Source organism: Xenorhabdus stockiae, assembly GCF_002632825.1.
GTDB classification, from domain to species: domain Bacteria; phylum Pseudomonadota; class Gammaproteobacteria; order Enterobacterales; family Enterobacteriaceae; genus Xenorhabdus; species Xenorhabdus stockiae.
In genome coordinates, this window is sequence record NZ_NJAJ01000144.1 from 1 (window position 1) to 612 (window position 612).

1 protein-coding gene and 1 pseudogene are annotated in these 612 nt (G+C 55.6%); both read right to left on the bottom strand.

Annotated features, from left to right (window positions below):
* A pseudogene (locus tag Xsto_RS20845) lies at positions 1–231 on the bottom strand (terminase large subunit); the annotation flags it as partial.
* 2 nt (positions 232–233) lie between these two features.
* Positions 234–612, bottom strand: a 379-nt coding sequence (locus tag Xsto_RS20850; protein WP_099126330.1) for a phage terminase small subunit P27 family, incomplete at its 5' end; no start/stop codon positions are given.

Consider the following 612-nt stretch of genomic DNA (forward strand, 5'->3'; position numbering starts at 1 on the left):
GTCCATCAGTTCTATGGGCTTGCCGGTCAATGCCCCTTTGACATGCGGAACAAATTTGTAAAAGTTCAGGATATGCTGAGCACGGGGTTCACTGAATGTAATCCCGCGAGCCTCACCGGTTTTCAGGTCCGTCAGGAAACGCTGGCAGGCCAGTCTCACCAGTTCCCCGGCGACAATCTCACCGGCCACGACCCGTTCAGCGTAGCGAATGCCGTCAGCCACTTTAGCCATGTTTAATCCCTCATCTGTAAAAATTCGGCCAGCGGATCGGCCTTGTCTTCCCCGACCATATTGACTTTCGTCCGGCTGGAGGGCGACATGCCGAACGCACTGAGCATGGCGTGAATCCGTTTCCATGCATCGGCTTTCATACCAGCGGCGGGATGCGCTTTGATTAATCCCTGATCGGTGCGGTAGGTGTAGCCTTCTGTCTCCAGTGTGTCGCAGTGGGTGCGGTATTCGACGTAGGCTTCAATCAGCAGTTCAAGGGCTTTCGCATCCAGATTGGTCAGCACACCGACTTTATCCAGTTCCCCGGCGATCCGTTCATGCCAGTAGCGGCCCATTTTGCCGAAATGCTTCGGGATCGGGGGCACCCCTTTTTCCGGCTTC